Annotated in this window: 17 protein-coding genes and 1 pseudogene; 10 read left to right on the forward strand and 8 right to left on the reverse strand. The window is 63.7% G+C overall.

The window, feature by feature from the left end; translation table 11 throughout:
* The first annotated feature begins 297 nt into the window (after positions 1-297).
* The 3 genes and pseudogenes from NKJ00_RS13250 to NKJ00_RS13260 form a co-directional block, all read left to right on the forward strand.
* Positions 298-1,791: a sensor histidine kinase gene (locus tag NKJ00_RS13250; protein WP_352630141.1), complete on the forward strand. Its 1,494-nt coding sequence runs from the start codon at positions 298-300 to the stop codon at positions 1,789-1,791.
* A gap of 377 nt (positions 1,792-2,168) precedes the next feature.
* Complete coding sequence (locus tag NKJ00_RS13255; RefSeq protein WP_352629999.1) at positions 2,169-4,436, forward strand: autotransporter-associated beta strand repeat-containing protein; 2,268 nt, start codon at positions 2,169-2,171, stop codon at positions 4,434-4,436.
* Positions 4,437-4,612: 176 nt separating this feature from the next.
* Positions 4,613-4,825 (forward strand): annotated as a pseudogene (locus tag NKJ00_RS13260) (autotransporter-associated beta strand repeat-containing protein); the annotation flags it as partial.
* A gap of 792 nt (positions 4,826-5,617) precedes the next feature.
* Here the strand turns inward: NKJ00_RS13260 and NKJ00_RS13265 are convergent.
* The gene (locus tag NKJ00_RS13265; protein WP_023809765.1) at positions 5,618-6,013 is read right to left on the reverse strand and encodes an acyl-CoA thioesterase; all 396 of its coding nucleotides are present in this window, start codon (positions 6,011-6,013) and stop codon (positions 5,618-5,620) included.
* Positions 6,014-6,377: 364 nt separating this feature from the next.
* Positions 6,378-7,319, reverse strand: a complete 942-nt coding sequence (locus NKJ00_RS13270; protein WP_352630002.1) for a phosphoribosylaminoimidazolesuccinocarboxamide synthase — start codon at positions 7,317-7,319, stop codon at positions 6,378-6,380.
* 258 nt (positions 7,320-7,577) lie between these two features.
* Between NKJ00_RS13270 and NKJ00_RS13275 the strand changes: the two genes are divergently transcribed.
* The 3 genes from NKJ00_RS13275 to NKJ00_RS13285 are packed head-to-tail and all read left to right on the forward strand — an operon-like array spanning position 7,578 to position 11,316.
* Positions 7,578-9,194 (forward strand): GMC family oxidoreductase, encoded by a 1,617-nt coding sequence (locus tag NKJ00_RS13275; protein WP_352630004.1) that lies wholly within the window; start codon positions 7,578-7,580, stop codon positions 9,192-9,194.
* The gene (locus tag NKJ00_RS13280) at positions 9,191-10,402 is read left to right on the forward strand and encodes a mandelate racemase/muconate lactonizing enzyme family protein (RefSeq protein ID WP_352630006.1); all 1,212 of its coding nucleotides are present in this window, start codon (positions 9,191-9,193) and stop codon (positions 10,400-10,402) included. The genes NKJ00_RS13275 and NKJ00_RS13280 overlap by 4 nt, the downstream gene beginning before the upstream one ends.
* The gene (locus NKJ00_RS13285; RefSeq protein ID WP_352630008.1) at positions 10,399-11,316 is read left to right on the forward strand and encodes an NAD(P)-dependent oxidoreductase; all 918 of its coding nucleotides are present in this window, start codon (positions 10,399-10,401) and stop codon (positions 11,314-11,316) included. The genes NKJ00_RS13280 and NKJ00_RS13285 overlap by 4 nt, the downstream gene beginning before the upstream one ends.
* A 79-nt stretch (positions 11,317-11,395) precedes the next feature.
* Here the strand turns inward: NKJ00_RS13285 and NKJ00_RS13290 are convergent, their stop codons facing one another.
* A complete protein-coding gene (locus NKJ00_RS13290) occupies positions 11,396-12,334 on the reverse strand; it encodes a diacylglycerol/lipid kinase family protein (RefSeq protein ID WP_352630010.1) in 939 nt (312 codons plus the stop codon).
* Between the two features lie 723 nt (positions 12,335-13,057).
* On the opposite strand from NKJ00_RS13290, the gene NKJ00_RS13295 reads away from it, so the two are divergent.
* From NKJ00_RS13295 to NKJ00_RS13305, 3 genes are all read left to right on the forward strand, one after another.
* Positions 13,058-13,492: a hypothetical protein gene (locus tag NKJ00_RS13295; RefSeq protein WP_127294990.1), complete on the forward strand. Its 435-nt coding sequence runs from the start codon at positions 13,058-13,060 to the stop codon at positions 13,490-13,492.
* A gap of 6 nt (positions 13,493-13,498) precedes the next feature.
* Positions 13,499-14,629 (forward strand): hypothetical protein, encoded by a 1,131-nt coding sequence (locus NKJ00_RS13300; RefSeq protein ID WP_352630012.1) that lies wholly within the window; start codon positions 13,499-13,501, stop codon positions 14,627-14,629.
* Positions 14,630-14,778: 149 nt separating this feature from the next.
* Positions 14,779-15,300 (forward strand): hypothetical protein, encoded by a 522-nt coding sequence (locus NKJ00_RS13305; protein WP_023809774.1) that lies wholly within the window; start codon positions 14,779-14,781, stop codon positions 15,298-15,300.
* Between the two features lie 33 nt (positions 15,301-15,333).
* On the opposite strand, the gene NKJ00_RS13310 is transcribed toward NKJ00_RS13305, so the two are convergent.
* The 4 genes from NKJ00_RS13310 to NKJ00_RS13325 form a co-directional block, all read right to left on the reverse strand.
* The gene (locus NKJ00_RS13310) at positions 15,334-15,864 is read right to left on the reverse strand and encodes a dihydrofolate reductase family protein (RefSeq protein WP_352440388.1); all 531 of its coding nucleotides are present in this window, start codon (positions 15,862-15,864) and stop codon (positions 15,334-15,336) included.
* A gap of 97 nt (positions 15,865-15,961) precedes the next feature.
* A complete protein-coding gene (locus NKJ00_RS13315; RefSeq protein WP_352440387.1) occupies positions 15,962-16,594 on the reverse strand; it encodes a hypothetical protein in 633 nt (210 codons plus the stop codon).
* 15 nt (positions 16,595-16,609) lie between these two features.
* Positions 16,610-18,232: an FAD-binding oxidoreductase gene (locus NKJ00_RS13320; protein WP_023809777.1), complete on the reverse strand. Its 1,623-nt coding sequence runs from the start codon at positions 18,230-18,232 to the stop codon at positions 16,610-16,612.
* Between the two features lie 233 nt (positions 18,233-18,465).
* Positions 18,466-18,708: a DUF1344 domain-containing protein gene (locus tag NKJ00_RS13325; RefSeq protein WP_013530037.1), complete on the reverse strand. Its 243-nt coding sequence runs from the start codon at positions 18,706-18,708 to the stop codon at positions 18,466-18,468.
* Positions 18,709-18,809: 101 nt separating this feature from the next.
* Here NKJ00_RS13325 and NKJ00_RS13330 point away from each other — a divergent pair, with 101 nt between their 5' ends.
* A complete protein-coding gene (locus NKJ00_RS13330; protein ID WP_352630016.1) occupies positions 18,810-19,640 on the forward strand; it encodes a YegJ family protein in 831 nt (276 codons plus the stop codon).
* A gap of 13 nt (positions 19,641-19,653) precedes the next feature.
* Here the strand turns inward: NKJ00_RS13330 and NKJ00_RS13335 are convergent, their stop codons facing one another.
* Positions 19,654-20,604: a hypothetical protein gene (locus NKJ00_RS13335; protein ID WP_352630018.1), complete on the reverse strand. Its 951-nt coding sequence runs from the start codon at positions 20,602-20,604 to the stop codon at positions 19,654-19,656.
* Between the last annotated feature and the right edge of the window lie 77 nt (positions 20,605-20,681).

Raw genomic sequence — 20,681 nt, forward strand, 5'->3', positions numbered from 1 at the left:
TTTGCCGCCGGCGGGGCCGTGCCGTTCAAGACGATCGAGGCCGTGAGATCCGGCTGGGACGCCGCCGCGCCGCCGGCCACCGGCTGGACCAGCGTGACCTTGCCCGACGACTGGACGACGCGCTGGCCCGGTTTCGACGGCGTGGTCTGGTATCGCCTCACCTTCGACAGGCCCGACGCGGCCGAACCGCTGGGCCTCGCGCTGAACTACTGGACACTGGCCGGATCGATCTCGGTCAACGGCGCGGAACTCGGCCGCGACGAATTCCTCGTCGAGCCGTTGACGCGCTCATGGAACGTGCCCCGCTACTGGCAGCTCGCGGCCCCGGTTCTGCATGCCGGCACCAACACGCTGCTGATCAGGGTCTCGGGCCTGGCGCCATACCAGCCAGGCCTTGGTCCGGTCCTGATCGGCCCGCCTTCGGCGACGCGTGCTCATTTTGTCCAGCAATTCTGGATTCGCCGCGAGCTGCCGGTCTTCTATCTCGGCGTCACCGCGGCGCTTGGCACCTTCTTTTTCGTCGTCTGGCTGCTGCGCCGAAGCCTGAAGGCCTATGGCTGGTTCGCCCTGATGACGATTGCGTGGTTTTGCTATTCGCTCAATTTCGTGGTGACGAGCCCTTGGCCGTTCGGGGCGACCGACACATGGCAGCGTTTCATCATGCTCTCCTTCATGGTCATGGCCGCCGCCTTCGTGCTGTTTGTCATCCGCTTTGCCGAGCGCCGCTTTCCCCAAGGGGAAGCCGTGCTATGGACCGCGCTGGCGATCGGTGCCGCAGCCCTGTTTGCCACGCCGCATTCCCAGCTCGGCCCGATGCTCAACCTGCTGGCCTTGTCCTGGTCGCTGCTTTATATCGGCGCCTGTTTGCTGTCGATCGGCCTGACCTGGCGCAGCGCTCGCCTGGACCACATCGTCCTCCATATCGTCAACGCGTTCACCATCGTGGCCATCCTGCATGACCTGATGACATATCTCGGCATACTTCTTGGCAATGTCTACTACGTCACGCTGACATCCCAGTTCCAGATGGTCGGCATGGCGCTGGTGCTGGCCTGGAACTTCGTCGCCAACATGCGCCGCATCGAGGGGTTCAACGATGAGCTCACGGCCAAGATCGAAACCGCCAGGAAAGAACTCGCCCTCACGCTGCATCAGCAGCATGAGGTCATTTTGGCCAACACCAGGCTGGCCGAGCGCGTGTCCCTTTCCCACAATCTGCACGACGGCATGGGCGGTACCCTGGTCAATTCGATCGCCATGCTGGAGCACGCGCCGCAGAGCCTGCCGGCCGATCGCTTCCTGTCCGTCCTCAAGGAACTGCGCGACGAGTTGCGGGTGATCATCGATACCGCCGCCGACGACCAGACGGGCGGCCAGTCTCTGGCCGGGTGGATCGCACCGCTGCGCCGCCGCCACACGCTGGCATGTGAAAGCCGCGACATCGATTGCGTGTGGAACCTGACCGGGCTGGAGGACTGCCACCTGTCGCTCGCGCGAAGCCTCGATCTCGTCCGCATCCTGCAGGAGGGCCTGACCAACGTGCTCAAGCACAGCCAGGCAAGCTGCGTCGTCATCGACCTGCACCGGCGCGGCGAGACGCTGAGCCTGATGATCCACGACGACGGCGTCGGCTTCGATGCCGCCTCGGAAGCGCCCGTCCCGGGCACCGGCCTGCGCTCGATGCGGGCGCGGGCCGGACGGCTGGGCGGCACGCTCGAAACGCGGTCGCGACGCGGCGAAACCGTGCTGGCCCTGCATGTGCCCGCCGACGCAATTCCAGGAATGGCATGAACGGTTTTCCGCTCGCACTCACGTGAAAACGAGGAGATAGGCGGTTCGACATTGCCGCAGGCGACGAACCGCCTTGAGCCCGGCATAGCTAGTTTCAACGATATCGCGAGCCGGGCTTTCGCGGGATGCTGCAGGCTGGAGAGATTCCAGCGCAATCGGGTTGTGCCGGACACGATGGGATTGACATGGGCCGGAAAGAAACCACTGAACTCATCAAGAAGGGTAAGGAAAAGATCCTGCGCCTGGGCGCCCCGCTTGCCGTCTCGCAACCGATACATCGGATGCCGCCACGCAATCTCGCCCGTCCTCGGCAAGCTAATGGTCCACTAGTGGCCCTTCTGACCCGTCTTCTATGCGCGAGCGCGCTGGGGGCCGCCATGGCTGCACCGGTCCTGCTGACGTTCTCGCCATCTGTGGCACGGGCGGATGGCGGCGCGGGTGCTAGTGGCGCGGCCGGAGGGCAAGGATACACCGGCGCCAATGGAAGCGACAGTACAGGTACGGGCGGCGGTGGCGGCGGCGCCGCCGGCGGGGGTGACGGCGGAAAAGGTGGGGACGGTGCCCAAGGCGGAGCCGGAGGCGCCGGTGACCTCGGCAGCGGCACGACCACCGGCGATGGTGGCGCCGGCAGCGGCGTCTTTGGCAGTGGAGGGGGGGGCGGAGCCGCCGGTGCCAATGGTGGAGGAGGTGGTGCAAGCGGCGTTGCCAGCGGCGCTTTCCAGACATTGAGCGGCTACGATGGACAAGGTGTTGCAGGCGGGAACCCGGGTGGCTCGGGGGGGGCGGCGGGAGGTGGCGGGGGTGGCGGAGGCAACGGCAATGGGGCTGGCACTTCAGCGATCTCGATCGGTTCAACCGACCTGCTCCTGGGTGGCGGCGGCGGCGGTGGCGCTCTCGGCTATACTACAAGCAACAACGGCGCGCTGACGTTTGGCGGCGGCGGCGGGGCCGGTGGCTATGGGGCTATCGTGACGGGCGGCGGCTTGCAAAACACCAACAGCGGGACGATCAGCGGCGGCGGCGGCGGCGGTGGCGGCGGCGCCAGCTTCAGCTTCAGCGACGATATTCTAACCGCCGGGCCCGGAGGCAATGGAGGCAATGGCGGCGTTGGCGTGATCTTTGCCGGCGGCGGCGCCACCTTGATCAACAACGGCGTGATTCAAGGTGGCAATGGCGGCGGTGGGGGCGGCAGTGGGGTTGGAAGCACGGCCGTAGGCGGCTTCGGCGGTAATGGTATCGTCATGTCGGGTGGCGGCACGATCGAAAACCGCGGCACTATCCAAGGCGGTGCCGGGGGCTTTTCCGGCAGCAACAACGGATCCGCGAATCGCACAATTGGAGGATATGCCATTATCGGAGCCGGCCTGACCGTGACCAACAGCGGCACCATCGCCGCAGGTCCTGGGCGCCTCCCTAGCATCCAGTTCACCGGCGGCGTCAACGCGCTGGAACTGCGGGCAGGCTCGGTGATTACCGGCGCTGTGTGGGCGTTCAGCGCGGCCGACAGGTTGAGGCTCGGCGGAAACGTCGACAGCAGCTTCGACGTCTCCACGATCGGGCGGCAATACCGGGATTTCGGCATCTACGAAAAGACCGGCACCGGCACATGGACCTTGAACGGCAGCACCAGTGAGGTGACGTCGTGGACCATCGGCCAGGGCACGTTGTCGGTGTGGTTGGACGCCCATCTCGGAGCCGCCTCGGGCGCCCTGACATTCGACGGCGGCGTGCTGCGGGTCATGAGCACTATGTTCACCGCCACCAGCCGCACGATCAACTGGGGCCCCGGGGGCGGCGGCTTCGACATCGCCGACAGCGCCAACAACTTCACCGTGAGCCAGGCACTGACGGGCCAAGGGGGGCTCACCAAGCTCGGCGCCGGAACCCTGACGCTGACCGGCATCAACATCTATTCCGGCGGCACCGTCGTCAACGGCGGCACGTTGAGGATCGGCGGCGACTGGGCGCTGGGCGATGTCTCGGGCGCCCTGACCTTGAACGGCGGCGCGCTGCAGGTGACGGGCAGTCCCCTCAACTTCACGCTGGAGCGCCAGGTAATCCTCGGCGCCAATGGCGGTACCTTCGATGTCGGCGCCGGCAAGAACCTGATCCTCGACGGCGTGGTTTCGGGTGACGGGCAACTCGCCAAGACCAGTTCCGGCACGCTGACGCTGAACAGCGCCAACAGCTATTCGGGCGGCACGGCGGTGCGCGGCGGCGGCCTTGTCGTGGCGGCGACAGGTGCGCTCGGCGACGGACCGGTCACGATAAGCTCGAACGGAAGCGGGGGATGGGCCAAGCTCTATTCTCGGGCAACGACGCCGCCAATCCCGTCAGCGCCCAGGATCTCTCGATCACCGTCGGGTTGGGCGACCTCAACTTCCTGCGCAATGCGACCGCCGGCGCGGCCACCATCGTCCTGGCGAAGGACGGCAATGGCGGGCTCAATTTCAGCACCGGAACCGATGCCGGCACGGCCAGCATCACCAATCAGGGCGGCGGCTCGGTCGCCTTCACGGGGGCAAGCGCGGACAAGGCGACGATCGTCAATGACGGCCTGGGCATACCGTATTATTTCAGCCGGACAACCTTCGACGACGATTATTCGAGCAATGTGTCTTCCTCCGCCGGAGAGGCCACGATAAGCAACAGGAATGGCGGCTCGACTGTTTTTTACGGACATTCGGACGGCGGAACCGCGACCCTGGTCAACGAAGCCGGCGGCACGCTCGATTTCCAGGGATCGTCGCAGGCGCAGGACGCTACCGTCGTCAACGGCGCCGGCGGCAGCGTGCTGGTGCGCTTCCGGAACCAGGACTCCGTGCTCGATGTCGGCTCGCTGTCGGGCGACGGAGCCATACAGATCGACGATTCAGAGCTGGCGCCACAGCTTTCGCTCGGCTCGCTCGGCCATGACGACATCATCGGCGGCACTATTTCCGGAAACGGCTCCCTGACCAAGACCGGCACGGGCAAGCTGACGCTCAACGGACAGAACAGCTATGCGGGCCCGACCACCGTCGGCACGGGAACGCTGGTGGTGGGCGACGCCAGCCATGGCGACGCGAGCCTCGCCGGCGATGTCACGGTGGATTCCGGCGCGCGCCTTGGCGGCATCGGCTCCATAGGCGGCAATGTCACCATCCTCGGCACGCATGGCGTCGGCAATTCCATCGGCGTCCAGACGGTCGGCGGCAACTATGTCAATCACGGCATATTCGAAGTCGAGACGACCCCATCCGGCGCCGACAAGCTGATCGTCGGCGGCACGGTCGACATATCAGGCGCGACGCTCAACCTGGTCCTGACGCCGGCGACAGCCGAGAGCTGGAACCTGCGCAACGGGCCGTACACGATCATCCAGAACAATGGCGCGGCCGATGTCGCCGGCACCTTCGCCTCCGTCGGCAACCTCAACGACCTTCTCTTCCTCGACCATCTCATCAACTACAAGGGCGGCGACGGCAACGACATCACCCTTACCTTGGCGCGCAACGACGTTGCGGTCGCCAACGTCGCCACCACCGGCAACCAAATCGCGACCGCCGGAGCCCTCGACCGGCTGGGCGAAGGCAATGCGCTTGCATGGGCCATGCTGCTCATGACCGACGAGGATGCCGCGCGCCTGGCGCTCGATGCCGCGTCGGGCGAGGTTCATGCGTGCCGATCGCCAAGGATACAGCCATTGTCGGGGCCGGGCTCGATTTCCGGATCGCCGACAGAACCACGCTGGGGATCAGCTACTCCGGCCAGTTCGGGACGAAAGCGGCCGATCAGGGCGTTCGCGCCACGATGGAAGTGCGGTTCTGATTTTACGGCTTGCGCGTCAGCTTTCGGCAGGAACTGCTTTCGGCTTGCCCTCGCCATCCAGCGCCACCATGACGAAATCGGCATGGGTGACCTTTTCCATCAGGTCGGAGAGGTAGCGCTGCGCCCAGGCTTCGACCTTGAGCGTCATCGAGGTGCGGCCGACGCGCTCGACATGGGTGTAGATGCACAGCGTGTCGCCGATCTTCATCGGCTTGGCGAAGGACATCTCTTTCACCGCAGCCGTCACCACGCGGCCCTTGGCGCGCTCGGCGGCACGGATGCCGCAGGCGAGGTCCATCTGCGCCATCACCCAGCCGCCGAAAATGTCGCCGGCCGCATTGGCATCCGAAGGCATGGCCAGGGTGCGCAGCGTCAGATCGCCAAGCGGCCGTCCTTCAGCGTAGTGCACCATGGGAGAATTCCTTCGAGACCGGCCGCCCTCGATCCCGTATCGTCACGGCGCCCGAAGGTCAACGCGCCACGACATGGCCACAGGCTCCGAACTGACAAAAGACCTGCGACTGCCGGGTCGCGGTGTCGGCAGCTTTTTTGCCGGCAGCTTTTCACGATAGGAATTTTTTCTTGACTCAGTGACCGCAGCTATGGTACATTTTTGCCTATGGTGCTGATTTGCGCCAGTGACCCGCCGTACAGGCGGGTTTTTCGTTTGATGCACCGTCAGCCAACACCCGGTAAGGCTCCGTTAACCCGAGTTGGTGGGCTCTGGCATGGCGATGAGTGGAAGACGGCAGTTCGCATCACCCGGCGAAGGTCGATCAGAAATAGCGCCTGAGGTTCGTGCGAATACGATCGAGCACGCTGTCCCCGGAAAGGTCTGGAGAAAATTCCTTGCCGGTGATCGCCTCATAGGCCTGCGCATAGACCCGCGAAGCCTGTTCGACGATCTCGTCGGGTATCTCAGGGATAGGGTCGCTGTAAGGATCGCACCGCGCCGAGACCCACGAGCGGATGAAATCCTTGTCGAAGCTCTCCGGCCGGCTGCCGCTGGCGAGCGCCTGTTCGTAGCTCGCCGCAATCCAGTACCGGCTGCTGTCCGGCGTGTGGATTTCGTCGGCGAGAATGATGGTCCCGTTCTTGTCGGTGCCGAATTCGTATTTGGTATCGGCGAGGATGAGGCCGCGCTCGGCGGCGCGCTGCTGGCCGCGGGCGGACAGCCGCAAGGCGTAGTCCGATACGGTATCCCACTGCGCCTGCGTGAGAAGACCCTGCTCGAGGATCTCCGCTTTGGACAGCGGTTCGTCATGGCCGCCATGCGCGGCCTTGCTGGTCGGCGTGATGATCGGCTCCGCCAGCTTTTCATTGTCGCGCAGGCCGTCCGGCAGGTGGATGCCATACATGTCGCGGTCACCGCGCTTGTAGCGCGTCAGGATCGAGGTGCTGGTGGTGCCCGCCAGATAGCCGCGCACGACGATCTCGACCGGCAGGATGTCGAGCCTCGTGCCGACGACGACGTTCGGGTCGGGGTATTCGAGAAGATGGTTCGGGCAGATGTCGGCGGTTTCCTCGAACCAGTAGCGCGCCGTCTGCGTCAGGATCTCTCCTTTGTACGGGATCGAAGTCAGGATGGTGTCGAAGGCACTGAGGCGGTCGGTGGCGATGATGATGCGCCGGCCATCCGCAAGGTCGTAGTTCTCGCGGACCTTGCCGCTGTAGTGGCCCGGCAGTTCGGGGATGAACGCGTCAGGGAGGGTTCGCATATGATTTCCTGCCTTCCGCAGAGTGGCCAGAGCATGATTCCGAAAAGTTGCAGACTTTCGGAGAAAATCATGCGCCAAAATAATGCCATCGCATAGGCTGTCGAGAAGGTAGATATCAAGCGCGATTGTCGGGCATCCCCGCAAACCCGGCCAGTTCGACGGTCGCTTTTTTCACAACTGATGCCGGATGGCGCGGCGACTTCGGAATGCCGTCGCGTCTAGGCTGCAGCCAATCTTTCGGAGCCTCCCATTTCCATCATGCAGACCTATGATTTCATCATCGTCGGCTCCGGCTCGGCCGGCTCGGTCCTGGCCGAAAAACTCTCGGCCTCGGGGCGCTTCTCGGTGTTAATGCTGGAAGCCGGCGGCAGCGACCGCCGCTTCTACGTGCAGATGCCGCTCGGCTACGGCAAGACCTTCTTCGATCCTGCCGTCAACTGGAACTACAAGGCCGAGCCGGATCCGGGCCTCGCCGGCAATACCGACCACTGGCCGCGCGGCATGCTGCTCGGCGGTTCAAGCTCGATCAACGCCATGGTCTGGATCAGGGGCGCCCGCGAGGATTTCGATGCCTGGGCCGCCGCCGGCAATCCCGGCTGGGGCTATGACGATCTGCTTCCCGCCTTCAAGGCGCTCGAGGACAACCAGGCCGGTGCCGACCGATGGCGCGGCACGGGCGGCCCGCTGCATGTCACCGACTGTTCGGACGCAGTCCATCCGCTGACCAAACGCTATCTCGCCGCCGGCCAGCAGGCCGGCCTGCCGCTCAACCCGGATTTCAACGGCGCCGCCCAGGAAGGCGTCGGCATCTACCAGATCTCGACCCGCAACGGCCGCCGCATGTCGGCGGCGCGCGCTTTCCTGCGCCCGGCGATGAAGCGCGGGAATGTCCGCGTCGAGATGAAGGCGCTGGCGACAAAAATCCTGTTCGAGGGCAAGCGTGCCGTCGGCGTCGAATACCAGCAGAACGGCGGGATGAAGACGGCGCGTGCCGGCCGCGAAATCATCCTGTCGGGCGGTTCGATCAACTCGCCGCAATTGCTGCAACTGTCCGGCGTCGGCCCTTCCGCCCTGCTTGGGAGCCTGGGCATTCCCGTCGTCCATGCCAACGAAAATGTCGGTGCGCATCTGCAGGACCATGTCGGCATCAACTACACCTTCAAGGGCCGGCTGCCGACGCTCAACCAGACGCTGCGTCCCTGGTGGGGCAAGCTGCTGGTCGGTATGCAATACATCCTGACCCGCTCCGGCCCACTGTCGCTGTCGATGAACAATGCCGGTGGCTTCTTCCGCACCGACCCGGCGGCGACGCGGCCAAACATGCAGCTCTATTTCCAGGCCTTCTCGACCGTCATTCCCAAGAGCGGCGAGCGCCCCATCCTGACGCCCGACCCATGGCCGGGCTTTTCCATCGGCCTATCCAACTGCCGCCCGTCGAGCCGTGGAGAGATCATGATCGGCTCGGCCAACCCACGCGACTACCCCAAGATAACGGCCAATGCCTACTCCACCAATGCCGATGTCGAGGAGATGCTGGCGGCGGTGAAATTCGTGCGCAAGATCGCCTCGATGCCCGCCATGGCCGAGATCATCGAGGAAGAGGTGTTGCCCGGCCCGTCGATCACCTCGGACGCCGATCTGGTCCAGGATTTCAGGAAGCGCTCGGGCACCGTCTATCACCCGGTCTCGACCTGCCGCATGGGGCCGGATCCCGCGCGCGCCGTCGTCGACCCCCGCCTCAAGGTGCATGGTCTGGAAGGTTTGCGCGTCATCGATGCCTCGATCTTTCCCGACAACATCACTGGCAACACCAACGCCGCCTCGATCATGACCGGTTGGAAAGGCGCCGAATTGGTTCTGGAGGACCAAGAATGAAGATCACCGACGTCAAGACCTGGGTTGTCGGCAATCCGCCGCCCGGCATCGGCGGCAAGTATTTCATCTTCGTCAAGCTGACCACCGATGGTGGCGTGGTCGGCTATGGCGAGGCCTACAACGCCACCTTCTCGGCCCATGTTACCGCCCGGATGGTCGAGGACATGGCCGAGCGCTATCTCGTCGGCCGCGATCCGCACGACATCGAGAACTTCTTCCGCCGCGCCTATTCCTCCGGCTTCACCCAGCGCCCCGATGTGTCCGGCATGGGCTGCTTCTCGGCGCTGGAAATGGCCTGCTGGGACATTATCGGCAAGGAAGCCGACAAGCCGGTCTACAAACTGCTCGGCGGACAGGTGCACGAGACGCTGCGCTCCTACACCTATCTCTATCCGCACAGCGGCAGCGTCCACTCCGAGGACGCGCACGGCAAGAACGTCTACAACGATCCAGATCTCGCCGCTGCCTGTGCGCTCGAATATGTCGAGCAGGGTTTCAATGCCGTCAAGCTCGACCCGGCCGGCCCCTACACCGCCTTCGACGGCCACCAGCCGCGCCTCGTCGATATCGACCTGTCCACCCGCATGATCAAGGCGATCCGCGAGGCGGTAGGCACCCGCGCCGACATCCTGTTCGGCACGCACGGCCAGTTCACGGCGTCCGGCGCGCTGCGCATGGCGCGCGCCATCGAGCCCTACGATCCCTTGTGGTTCGAGGAGCCGGTGCCGCCTGATATGCCTGAGGTCATGGCCCAAGTGGCCCGCGCGACCTCGATCCCGATCGCCACCGGCGAGCGGCTGACGACCAAATTCGAGTTCGCCCGCGTCATCGATAACCGCGCCGCGACCATCCTTCAGCCGGACCTCGGCCGCTCCGGCGGCATTCTCGAAACCAAGAAGATCGCCGCCATGGCCGAGGCCTACCACATCCAGATCGCGCCGCATTGCTATTGCGGACCGATCGTCGGTGCCGCCAACATCCAGCTGGCGGTAACGCTGCCCAACTTCCTCATCCTCGAATCGCTGAAGCAGTGGGACGGTTTCCACGCCACGCTGCTGAAGAAGAAGATCGAGTGGCAGGACGGCAAAATCATCCCGTCGAAGGAGCCCGGCCTCGGCGTCGAGCTCAACGAAGCGGTCTGCGACGCACATCCCTATACGGGCAAGGAATTGCATCTGCAGATGATGCAGACGCCGTTGATGCCGTGAGCGAAAGCTACGCCTTCATCGGTCTTGGCCATCTCGGCGGCAACCTTGCCGCCAGCCTGATCCGCAACGGCTTTGCCGTCACCGTCTTCGACCGGCACCCCCCCGCCGTCGCGCGCCGGGGGGCGCCCGGGGCCACAGCGGCAAGCAGCCCCGCCGAGGCCGCCGCACGGGCCGGCAACGCCATCTCCTGCCTGCCCTCTCCGAAGGTCAGCGAAGCCGTGCTGGCGGGCGCCGATGGTCTGCTGGAGGGCCTGCCCACAGGCGGCACCTGGATCGAGATGTCGACCAACGGCCGCGACGAGATTCTCCGCCTCGCGGCCCTCGCCTCGGCCAAAGGCATCGAGACGCTGGAATGCCCGGTCACCGGCGGCGTGCATCTGGCGGCGGCCGGAAAGATCACCGCGCTGGTCGGCGGCGATCCAGCGCTCTATGCGCGCCATCGCCCGGCAATCGAAGCGATGTGCGCGAAATCGTTCTTGATGGGGCCGGTCGGCTCGGCGGCGGTGATCAAGGTGATCACCAACATGCTCGCCTTCGTTCACCTCGTCGCCGCCGGCGAGGCGCTGATGCTGGCCAAGCGAGGCGGGCTCGACCTCGCCCAAGCTTATCACGCCATCGTCGCCTCCTCCGGCAACAGCTTCGTCCACGATACCGAAAGCCAGCTCATTCTCAACGGCTCCTACGATATCGGCTTCACCATGGATCTGGCGCTGAAGGACCTCAGCTTCGCGCTCGCCATGGGCGAACAGTCAGGCGTGCCGCTTGAGCTGGCGTCGCGCGTCAACGCGATTTTTCAGCAAGGCAAGGCCGCCTATGGCGGCGGCGCCTGGTCGACCCAGATCGTCAAACTGTTGGAAGATGCCGTCGGCACCGACCTGCGCGCACCTGGTTTCCCGGCCAAGCTCGAACTCTAACGCCGGCTGGATATTAAGCGATTTCAGCGAGTTGGCTGGATCGGCGGATTCATCTGAATCAATCCGTCAACGGCTTGATTCAGTATCTGAGCGTCAACGCACCCGGCAGGATCTCGAAGGTCGCGGGTATGCGTCCCGGCGACTCGCCGTCTATGTCGACCAGCGCGCCGTTCTTCTCGACATCGCCGAGCGGTTCGACCACCACTTTCCTGCCGCGCAAGATGGTGATCGCTGGATGGTTGCGGTGCCGGCCGCCATAGAGCAGCCGGATGTCCCAGATCAGCTTCAGCTTGCCGGCGGCGCGCAGGATGACGATGTCGAACTGCCCGTCGGTCAGTTCCGCATCCGGCGCGATCATCATGCCGCCGCCGAAGAATTTTCCGTTGGCGACCGCCACCAGCGCCATGCGCGCTTCGACGGGCGCGCCGTCGTCGACCGTGATCCTGACGTCCTGGAAGCGGTAGCGGATGAACTCGACCACGGTGCGCCACAGGAAAAGCGCCTTGGCCGACATCCTGCCCTTGCGCTTGTCGGCATTGACGGCGCGGTCAGTGGCGCCGGAAAGCCCCAGGCTGGCGATGTTGATGAAATGCCGGCTGGCCAGCGCGCCATGATCATCGATGTAGCAGATGCGCCCGGCATCGACCTTGCGACCCTTGGCTTCGGCCAACCGCTTCAGCACGGCATCCACCTCTTTCGGCAGGCCGAGCCCGCGCGCGAAGTCAATGCCGGTGCCGCACGGCAAGAGGCCGAGCTCGGTGGTCCGGCCGCTTTCCTGGAACGCCTGCAGCAGTCCATCGGCCACTTCGCTGGCGGTGCCGTCGCCACCGGCCGCGATCACCAGGTCGAAGCCAATCATCGCGAGATCGATTGCCAGCCTTTCGGCGTCACCTTCCGCCTGCGTTTCGCGCAGCTCGAATTCGCCGAAGTGCTTTTTCAGCGACGCGGCGACCTCAGGCCAGTGCCGTTTCAGCCGGCCCCCACCGGCAATCGGGTTGAGAACCACTCCGACTTTCAAGCAACCCTCCCGCAAGGACATCGAGCCGCTCGGCACCTCGAATCCTTTGCCGGCATTGAAGCCCGCACCGGCCGGCAGGGCAAGGGCCGAATGTCCACCGCTGCCGCCCATCATGGCGGATCGGAAAATCGCATTCCCTGGTTGATCCCCGATAATCCCGCTATCCACAGGCCTCAGGCCATTCCCCAGGCCCCTTACCCGGCGTAGGTTAAACCCATCTCAGGCGGCTACCGATCATCCAGCCGAAAGGCGAAGTGAAAGGCGGATTTCCTGAGGCCCGGACGGCCCGAAGCGAGAGCAGGCTTGCCTGTTTCGAGGGACGGAGCCGAGACCTACGGGGCCGCGGAAAGCGTGCCAACGCCGACGGCGGACCGATGCTGCCATGAAGGACGGCAAAAACCTTCGATGGTGCGCAGGGCAAAGCCCGCAAGGGTGGAAACCAGCGTGGTCCCGAACGGACGCTGCTCTCGGGCGGCGGACTGGCAGGACCGTCAAAATCAAGGCCGGCAAGGCGCGACGACTTTACGGAAGTTGCTGCCGCGACCGTGTCCTGATCTGACAGGGAGGCGCTGGGAGAAATCCCGGCGCCGACTGTCTTTTTGCCCCTCGATATCCTTCGCCGGCGATCTCGCGGGCGCCGCTTCACCGCGCGCTAAAATCGGTTAGTATCGCTGCGTCGTCAGAGTCTGTTTGCAAAGCGGACTCGTAGAGGGGGGATACTTCATGACGCTGATCCAGAAGCTTGCCGTCGCCTATGCTTTCCTGTTTTTCGGCGTCGTCGCCATTGGCTACATACCCGCGTTCAATGACGCTGGCGGCAATCTGTTCGGTCTGTTTTCGCTGCAATGGTATGACGACCTGCTGCACGCCTTCTCCGGCGTCTGGGCGCTGGCCGCCGCCTTCATCTCGCACCGCCAGGCGGTGTTCTATTTCAAGTTGTTCGGTTCGGTCTACCTGTTCGACGGCGTGCTCGGTCTGGTCACCGGTTCCGGCTGCCTCGATGCCGGCATCTTCATCAACGGCTTCCGCTCCCTCAACGATATCGAATTCCCGGCCCGCTTCTTCGCCAACCTGCCGCACCTGGTCATCGGTGGCTTCGCCGTCTATGTCGGTTTCCGGCTGGCCAGGCGCATACACGAACACTTCGCCACGGCCTGATCTGGCATGTTCCTGTTCCGCTGGCTGAAGCGCATCATCAAGACGATCCTGTGGGTGATCGTCCTCGTCATCCTCGTCCCGATCGCCGGGCTGAGCTACGGCTTTCTGACGACGTCGTCGCTCGACAAGACGCCGCTGCCCGGAATTGCCGATGGCGCGCCGCCCAAGGCGCTGGCCGACAAGGTCCGCGCCGAGATCCCCTTCTACCAGCGGCCGGAGGAATCGACCTTCCTCACCTATCCGGAATGGGCGATCGTCTACGCCGCGCGCGAATATGCCGGCTTCGTCGACAAGGACCAGCCGAGCGGCTTTCCCTACTGGTCCTATGTCGGCCGCTTCTGGCAGGACTACGCCATGGTCATCCGCGCCAGTTCTGCCTACAAGTTCAACTACGCCAACCACCAGATGCTGGTCATCATCGGCACCAGCCACTCGATCGAGCATATATTGCAGTGGGCCTATGAGAACACGGTCGGCCGCATCACCGAGGCGACGACGGCCAAGCGCACCGCCGCCGACATCTATCAGGCCAAGCTGGCGGCGGACTATGCAGGGTTTCTCGACCAGGTGCCCTGGTATCAGTTCCCCTATGCCGAGAAGCGCGCCGGCCTGTTTGCCGTGCAGCCGGCGCCGGGAGACAGCTCGATCCGGACCAGCGAACGCAAGCTGGCGTTCGGCCTCGCCGACACCATCAAGCAGGGCTATGCCGACCTGATCACCAAGGCGCTCGCCGCGACGATGGACCCTGCCTTGCTCGACGTCCATGTCTGGGCCAAGGGACCCGTCGGCGAAGCCACCCGCAACGAGCCCGACACCTTGCTCGAACGCGACATGGGCGCTGACGGCACCATCTTCGTCACCAGGCGCTATCAGGTCTTCACCGAAATGATCCCGCGCCTGATCGACAAGGGCGTCTCCTTCGTCGAGATCGGCGGCAATGACGAGATCATGGTCACGGTGCTCTCCACCGATACGATCGCCATCCCTGAAGGCATGCGCATCCTGTTCAGCTATCCGCTCCCGGCCGATCAATCCACGCGCCGCACCGGGCTGACCGTCGCCGTGCGCAAGCTGCATCTCGTGCTGCCGGCGCTGATCAAGGCTGGCGCCAGGCTTGAACACGTCTACGACTACTGAGGCCTTTCGGCCACGCCCGGCCAGGATTATGCATTTCCTGGGCTCCGCCACGCCCATTCCACAATCGCGGCCAAATCCCGCCTTGTTCGCGCGCGAAGGAATGGGAAGAAATGGATGGGTTGCCGGGGGCATCTCGAAGGGACAAGACCGTGATCAAGACCGCCCTTGTCGCTATGACCATTGTCGGCTGCGACTGCGACGCCAAGCTTTGCGAATATATCGGCGAGACGCCGGCCAAGTGGTCGACCGTCGCCGAGTGCGAAGCGGCGATGAAGAGCCAGATGCTGCACGAGCGCAATTTCAACTATCCGCTCGTCTCCGGCATTTGCCGCACGAAGGGTTCGTCGTCCTCCTCGCAACTGGCCGCGACCGCGTCGCGCCCGGAGCTGAAGCCGGCCAGCCGCGTTGTCAGAACCGAAAGCCCGCTACCGCCTGAATTGAGCCACCGGCCGAGCGTCTCGGTCGGTTCGCCGACGACGGCCATGGAAGCCGACGCCGCCCGGCCGGTCGCCTATGAACAGGTGGTCGATGGCGGAACCGGCGTGCTCTATCGCACCAAAAACGGCTACGCAGTGGTCAAGACCGATCTCGGCCGCGCCGCCTCGGCGACCGCCGATGCCGCGAAACGCTCCGTGAACTGGCTGGCCGGCTTGGTGCCGAAGGGGCTGTAGTCCTGCTGGCGTCTCGGTTTGACGACCGCTTAATCAGGCAGGAACATAGGTCAACCTGATTACGTCATCACCGATCAAATCGCTGGCCACAAAGCGAAGCGGCGGCCGGGGGCCGGCGAAAAATGGCTTGCCCTGACCGAGCACGAACGGATGGAGGTAAAGTTGATATTCATCGATAAGACCAAGATCGGTCAGGCTTCGTGCCAGGTTTGGTCCGGAAACTGAAATCTCCCCGACGAGCTCAGCCTTAAGCCCACCTATCACCGCCTCGACGTTGTCCCCGACAAGTGTGGCGTTGGGGCCGACCGACTTCAGCGAGCGCGACACAACCCACTTCGGTTGGCTCCGCCACGCCGCCGCGAATTCGTGCGCCTCCGCGCTCCATTCAGGACTGTCTTCGTCCCAATAACGCATGACCTCGTACATGCCGCGACCGTAAACACTGCCGCTCAAATTGCGCACTTGCTCTATCCAGTGACGAAAGATTGTCGGGCCTGACGGCATTTTCTGGTGGTCGACGTAACCGTCGAGGGACTGGTTCATTCTGAAAATGAGCTTCGCCATGCTGCAGGATCTCCAACATCCGGATCGTCAGAATAACTTGAGCCGCCGTTATGCAAAAGTGTGGATTCCCCGCCGAAACCCAAACTGAGACACGACCCTAGTCCCGCTGCAGCTTGACCTTCAGGCTCTGCCAGAACTTGTCGATCAGCGGCTTTTCGGTCGCCGCATCCTCGCCGGCAACGCGGGTGATGAACAGCAGCCCCCGATCGGCAAGGCCGAAGCCGACGATCTCGAAATCGGCGGTGTCGGTGCGTGTCTTCACCTCGGCGCGGATACCGGTCAATTCCTTGCCGTCGGCGAGCTTGCGCGTCGTCGGCTCCTGCGTCAGCGTGGCGCCGGCCTGCACCGATTCCTTGGTCATCTCCTGCAGCATCAGCTGGTTGAGCGACACCGGGTTCATCGTGCCATATTCCTGCACGACGACGATCGTGCCGAGAGCCGACGCCATCAGATACTGCGTGATATCATCGCCGAGATCGGTCTTGGTCACCGAAATGCTGCTGGGGTGAACGAAGGAGAAAACGCTGCCGGAAAAGGTGGCGAAGTCGTTGCGCTCGAGCGTCACCTTGCTCCGCTTGCCGCCAGGCAGGGTCACGTCTGCGCTCTCGCCGGGATCGATATCGACCGTCACACCGTCGATGGTCAGCTTGAAGGCCTTGAGATGCTCGGCTCCGGCAGGGCCAGCGCACAGTGCGATGAGGATGAGTGCCGCGGCTGATACCTTGCGCATGAAGTCTCCTAACGTCTACGCCACCCCACTCAGCGCCTTGATGGCACGGTAGAAGGTCGAGGAAAACAGTTCCGTCGGGTCATACTGCCGCTTCGCCGCCAGGAAGGCCGGCAGTTCGGGATAGGAGGCGAGCAATTCCCTGGCCGTATAATGCAGCTGGTAAGGCAGGAAGAAGCGCCCGCCATGCTTGATCGTCACGTCGATCAGCGCCCGCGTCAGCGCGCGCATCCTGGCATTGCCGTCGGCATCGGTCGGCTGGTTGATGTAGAGCACCAGCGAATAGGCTGGCTCCGGCGCGTAGGTCAGCGCCACATCCTCCTTGTGGACGATGCGCACCGAAGCATTGAGCACCGGCAGCGTCTGGTTGCGCAGGATCTCGCGCGTTTCCGCGATGAATTCGACATAGGCGGCACGTGGAATAAAATATTCGTGCAGGATGTCGGTCTCTTCTATTTGATCGTTGAAGAGATAGGGCACCGAATCGTGCATCGGGTTGTTGCGGGTGACGAGACAGGCCTCGCCCTCGGCCATGGCCGAAGTACGCGCCACCGTGCAGCTTTCGAATTTCGGCTCCAGCGTCTTTTCGGTGAACCACTTCAACTCCTGGAACAGGCTGCCCCATTTCGCCAGGTTGATGATCACCCGTTTCAGCCCGACTGAACCCGGCTCGCCGATCTCAGGCTGATCCGCCGGCGGCTGCTCCGCCACCTTGTCGTAACGGTAGACGATCATATCCTCGAGGAAATTGCCGGGCGCCGTCGACAGATGGCCGTAGAACAGGCCGATATTCTTGTTCGGCTCCAGCACCTCGGCGAAGAATTTCGGAAAATCGTCCGATCTGATGATTTCGCGCGAGGTCCGGTAGACGGCGTTTTCGACGATATCGAGCGTCGCCTCCAGCACCACGCCGAACAGGCCATAGCCGCCGACGACGTGGCGGAACAGATCGGTGTTCTCGGTGGGCGAGCAGGTCGTCACCGAGCCGTCGGCCAGCATCACTCGCATCGAGCGGATCGAGCCCGCCACCGACCCTGCCTGGTGGTCCATACCGTGCGCATTGACCGACAGCGAGCCGCCGACCGAGAAGATGTCGGTCGACTGCATCGCCTTCACCGCAAAGCGCGGATGCAGAAGGTTCTGGATGTCGTGCCAGCGCGCGCCCGGCTGCAAGGTCATGGTCTTCGCCGCCGCATCCACGGTCACCTTGTTGAACTTTCTGAGGTCGAGTACCAGCGCGTTGTCGTCGAAGGCATGCCCGCCCATCGAATGGCGGATGGCGGCCAGTGAGACTTTCAGGCCATTGGCACGCGCGAAGGCCAGCGCATTGGCGATGTGCTCGTCCTCGCTGACCTCGACGACGCCGTAGACCGGCGTCATCGACAGGCCGCTGGCATCGTTGATGTCGCCGCCTTTTGCCGACCAGGGCAGCGACGCATCGAAGGCCGGCGCATTGTCCAGCGGCTTCAAAGGCAACGCGAAGCCGTCGATATCGGCTATCCGTCCGGCGTTCTTCGGCCCCGAAGGCGCGCGCGCCAGCCGCGCCACGGTGTTGCCGCCCCACAGCACCGCGCCACCTAGGACAGCCGCACCCAGCAGCAATCGCCGCGACAGGCGAAACCCTTTTTGTTCGTCGGCCATGAATATCCCCCGTTGGCCAAGGGATAGCGCGGCTTTTTGGCAAAAACCATAGCGATGCCGCCGGACAGCGTTCCGCCGGCCGGCCCTGGGGTCCAGCCGGAAGACCTCATCCAGGTCGCCCGGCATCGAGGGGCGAGGCATGAAAATGGCCGATCCCCGGAGGGACCGGCCATGAGTGGAACAGGGTTTGAAAAATCCGGTCAGCAGGTCTGCCGACGCACGATGCTCTCGCGTTACGAGGCCTTCTTGATCGACGTCACGATGCCGGTCTTGTCATCGACAGTCACCGCCACCTTGGCGCCAACCTTCAATTTCCCGATCGTCGCTTCCGGTGACAGCTGGTAGATCTTGCCGTCGTCGAGGGTGATCGACTTGGTCGTCGGGTCGACGGCCTGGATCGTGCCCTGAACGGTCGCGGCATAGGCCGTGCCGAGGAAGGCGAGCAGAGCGGCGGTGGTTGCGAGGGTCTTCTTCATGGGGTGCACTCCGTGCTGTTTCACTTTTCCGGGCCGCCTTGGGAAACGACAGCACCGGACGGCCTTAAACTGGAACGGAAGCGCTCGCTCCGCAAATCACGTTGGGTGAATTTTTCAAACAATATCATAGGCTTAATTCCGACACATTGTCTGCGACCGAGATCATTTCAGGCCGCTTCGGCTCCCCCAATGAGCGGACTTCTGTCCGCGAAAAGAGTCGTTTAGCCGGATTGTGGCGGGCGGTTTCGATCACGGCGCGGCCGCCGCAATCCGTCTCAAGCGGCATCACGAAACAGACTGCCGACCGGTCATCGATACACATTTTGTTTCATGGATCAGCTCAACTCGCCGCTCCGAAGTGGATGAAACTCGCGCTCCGGTTGCAAATCGGGAACGGATGCAGGATGGTGCGCCGTTACGATGAAAGGGGGCCTTCCATGAAACTTGCAGTCCGGACCGCGATGTCCCTGATGCTGGCGCTTGCGCCGGGGTCCGCCTGTGCGCAAGGCGCGGATCCGGGCGATGACAAGACGATTATGTTTACCGAGGACGATCCCGAGATGGCGGCAGCGACAGCGCAGGCGCTCGCCAGCCTGGATGAATTCCTGGCACTGTCCGAGGCTCCTTCCTCCGACACCGACAGGTTCAAATTGAAGGTCAAGGTGCGCGACGGCAACGTCAGCGAGCACTTCTGGGTCATCCCGTTCCGCCGCACTGAAACAGGCTTTGTCGGCATATTGGCGAACCAGCCGGAGCAAGTGCGTAATGTGGTCCTCGGGCAGAATATAGAATTCACCCGAAACGATATTTCCGACTGGGGCTATATGCGCGCCGGCCATCAGGTCGGCAGCTTCACCGTCTGCGTTATGTTCAACAAAATGTCGAAAGAGGAGGCGGACACCATGCGCGACCAATACGGCTTTGACTGCTGACAGCGAGGCCCAACTAATCGATCTCGTCCTTCGCGCCGATCTTGCGCACAAGTGCCGCCGTCGCCAGCATCGCGCCCATGTCCGATATCATCGGCGCGACATGCGTGGTGTAATCGAGCGGCACCGAAATATCCGGCAGCTCGAAGAAGTTCTTCGTCTGCGGCAGCAGCAGGAACCCATCGCTGCCATTGAGCGCGACACGGGCCGGATCGTCCGGCCAGGTTTCGCCAAGCCATTTCAGCGCCTGCGCCAGCCGGCCGCTCACCAGTGGCTGTGCCGCCCCGAGATTGTCGGTGCGGAACTCGTACGCGGCGTCGAGCGCCACGTCGCCACTGGACAGCTCCTGCAGCTTGCTGGCGAATATGCCGCGAAAGAAACTGATGACCGCGTTGGTCCGGCGCGTCGCCACCAATATGCCGGGGAACGGCGCGATGGTCTCGAAGGCGACGATGACGCCCTGAAAGGCCGTCGACGAGCCCTTGCCCGACCCTTCCCGCAGATGCGCCTCGTAGAGCTCGAACGGAAACCCTTCGTAGCGGCCCGCGACGATGTCGTCGAACGCCTGCCGGTTGAACGGACCAACCGCCGTGCGCGGCAACCGGTCGAATGAATTCGGCGTCACGCCATGCTGGTAGCGCATGTCGGCGATGAAGCCGAAGATGATCGGCAACAGCGTCTCGCGGAACGATTGCTGCAGCCGCGTCGCCGGTTTCCTGGCCTGGAAATAGAGCAGGATCGAAGCCGCGAAGCCGATGACATACAGGAACACATGCGGCGTCGAGACCCATTGCTCGTTGGGGTCGGCGACCTTGTTGAACAGCCAGGCGACCAGCACCACGGCCACCAGCACCAGGCCGACGAACACCGGCACCCGCCAGCGCACCTGCCTGACCGCCGACGCCCTCGCCGCTTCATAGGCCGCGATGTCTTTCCGGATGCCGGCGATGACCGTTTCGCTCGGCATGAAATCCGCTGTTTCCACCGCTATCCCCCGCAATCCTGCCTCTGCGGGAGCATGATAGTCGGTTTTGCAGGGGCCGC

The organism is Mesorhizobium sp. M0227, from assembly GCF_040321855.1.
GTDB lineage: Bacteria > Pseudomonadota > Alphaproteobacteria > Rhizobiales > Rhizobiaceae > Mesorhizobium.